Genomic DNA, 2,589 nt, shown 5'->3' with positions numbered 1-2,589 from the left:
CGCGGCGCCGAGTTTCCTCGACCAAGCCGACCCCGACGACCGGCTGCTGGTCGCGCACAGTTTCTCGAAGAGCTTTCTGATGACCGGCTGGCGCCTGGGCTGGCTGGTTGCGCCGCCCGGCGTGACCGACACGCTGGGCAAGCTGATCGAGTTCAACAGCTCGTGCGCGCCGGTGTTCGTGCAGCGCGGCGGGCTCGCGGCGCTGGCCATCGCCGACGAGTTCGTGCCCGCGCTGGTGCAGCGGCTGCGTGCGCGGCGTGACCAGCTGGTCGGCGCGCTGGCGGCGCTGCCGGGCGTGCGCGTCGCCACGCCGCCGGGCGGGATGTACGCGTTCTTCCGCTTCGACGGGCAGGACGACTCGCTGGCGTTCGCCAAGCGGCTGGTCGTCGACCACGGCCTGGGGCTGGCGCCCGGCGCGGCCTTCGGCGCCGAGGGCGAGGGCTGGCTGCGCTGGTGCTTCGCGTCGCGCGACCCGCAGCGCCTGCGCGACGGGGTGCAGCGGCTGGCCGGGGCGTTGCGCCTATAATCCACGGTCGCGCTTCGGGCCACCGGGCGTGTCGAGCACGGCGCGGGTCGGTTTCACCCGCGACCGCAAGTTGAAATCCGGAAACCGCTGCAGGGCGCCGCAACGCGCGCTGACGTGGCTTTCCGACCGAGGAAATCGCAAGGATCCACGATGGCAGTCGCCAATATCGACAAGGCCGAGATCGTCAAGGCCAACGGACGCAGCGCCAACGACACGGGTTCGCCCGAGGTGCAGGTCGCGCTGCTGACCGCGCGCATCAACGAACTGACGCCGCACTTCAAGACCCACGCCAAGGACCACCACGGCCGGCGCGGCCTGCTCAAGCTGGTCAACCAGCGCAAGCGCCTGCTGGCGTACCTGAAGAGCAAGGACGCCGACCGCTACGTTGCGCTGATCGGCAAGCTCGGTCTGCGCAAGTAGGCCCGCGATGACACGCCGGAGCCTGTCTGCCCCCGCAGCACAGGCTCCCGTCATTTGGAGCCAGCCCCGCCAGGCGCTGCTGTGTCATTCCACCGTCGCGGCTTGCCGCGTCGCTGGAATGGCATCCCGCCTCGAGGCCGGCGCTCCCGGTACCGCGCACCGCCGCAAGCGTGACGCCACCAACTCCGGAGACTCCGCATGAGCCTGTTCAACAAAGTCACCAAGACCTTCCAGTGGGGCGCGCACACCGTGCGCATGGAAACCGGCGAGGTCGCGCGCCAGGCCTCGGGCGCCGTGCTCGTCGACATCGACGACACCGTCGTGCTCGCCACCGTCGTCGCCGCCAAGCACGCCAAGCCGGGCCAGGACTTCTTCCCGCTGACCGTCGACTACATCGAGAAGACCTACGCCGCCGGCCGCATCCCGGGCAGCTTCTTCAAGCGCGAGGGCCGCCCGAGCGAGCTCGAGACGCTGACGTCGCGCCTGATCGACCGCCCGATCCGCCCGCTGTTCCCCGAGGGCTTCTTCAACGAGGTGCAGGTCGTCATCCACGTGCTCAGCCTGAACCCCGAGGTGCAGGCCGACATCGCCGCGATGATCGCCACCAGCGCCGCGTTGAGCGTGTCGGGCATCCCGTTCAACGGGCCGATCGGCGCCGCACGGGTGGGCTACGTCAACGGCGAGTACGTGCTGAACCCGGGCAAGGGGCAGCTCGCGTCGAGCCAGCTCGACCTGGTGGTCGCCGGCACCGAGGCGGCCGTGCTGATGGTCGAGTCCGAGGCCGACCAGCTCAGCGAAGAGGTGATGCTCGGCGCCGTCGTGTACGGCCACGAGCAGGGCAGGGTCGCGATCGACGCGATCCACGAGCTGGTGCGCGAGGCCGGCAAGCCCGAGTGGCAGGCCGCCGGGCTGTGGAGCCCGCCGGCCAAGGACGAGGCCTTCATCGCCAAGGTCACGGCGCTGGGCGAGGACAGGCTGCGCGCCGCGTACCAGATCCGCAGCAAGCAGGCGCGCACACAGGCCTGCCGCGAGGCCTACGCCTTCGTGATCGGGGCGCTCACCGAGGAAGGCGTGGCCTTCGACACCGTCAAGGTCGAAGCGATGTTGTTCGACATCGAGGCGCGCATCGTGCGCGGCCAGATCCTCGCCGGCGAGCCGCGCATCGACGGGCGCGACACGCGCACCGTGCGCCCGATCGAGATCCGCACCGGCATCCTGCCGCGCACCCACGGCTCGGCGCTGTTCACGCGCGGCGAGACGCAGGCGCTGGTGGTGGCCACGCTGGGCACCGAGCAGGACGCGCAGAAGATCGACGCGCTGGCCGGCGAGTACCAGGACCGCTTCCTGCTGCACTACAACATGCCGCCGTTCGCCACCGGCGAGACCGGGCGTGTCGGTACGCCCAAACGTCGCGAGGTCGGGCACGGACGGCTGGCCAAGCGCGCGCTGATCGCGTGCCTGCCCGACCGCGACGACTTCCCGTACGTGATGCGCGTGGTCAGCGAGATCACCGAGAGCAACGGTTCGTCGTCGATGGCCTCGGTGTGCGGCGGCTGCTTGGCGCTGATGGACGCCGGCGTGCCCATGAAGGCGCACGTCGCCGGCATCGCGATGGGCCTGATCAAGGAAGGCAACCGCTTCGC

Annotated in this window: 3 protein-coding genes; all 3 read left to right on the top strand. The window is 70.5% G+C overall.

The genetic code is table 11. The features are described 5' to 3' along the window. Positions 1-526 (top strand): aminotransferase class I/II-fold pyridoxal phosphate-dependent enzyme (locus PKC53_RS18900; RefSeq protein ID WP_324431462.1); only part of this gene is annotated, 526 nt, incomplete at its 5' end. 150 nt (positions 527-676) lie between these two features. Then, entirely contained in the window at positions 677-946 is a 270-nt protein-coding gene (gene rpsO, locus PKC53_RS18895) for a 30S ribosomal protein S15 (RefSeq protein ID WP_324431460.1), read from the top strand. Between the two features lie 198 nt (positions 947-1,144). Continuing rightward, a partial coding sequence (gene pnp / locus PKC53_RS18890; RefSeq protein WP_324431458.1) for a polyribonucleotide nucleotidyltransferase occupies positions 1,145-2,589 on the top strand: 1,445 nt, incomplete at its 3' end.

The sequence above is a fragment of the Azohydromonas sp. genome (assembly GCF_035325925.1).
Taxonomy (GTDB): domain Bacteria; phylum Pseudomonadota; class Gammaproteobacteria; order Burkholderiales; family Burkholderiaceae_C; genus Calidifontimicrobium.
The sequence above is the reverse complement of the archived record's forward strand: the minus strand, read 5'-3'. Positions and strand labels throughout refer to the sequence as shown.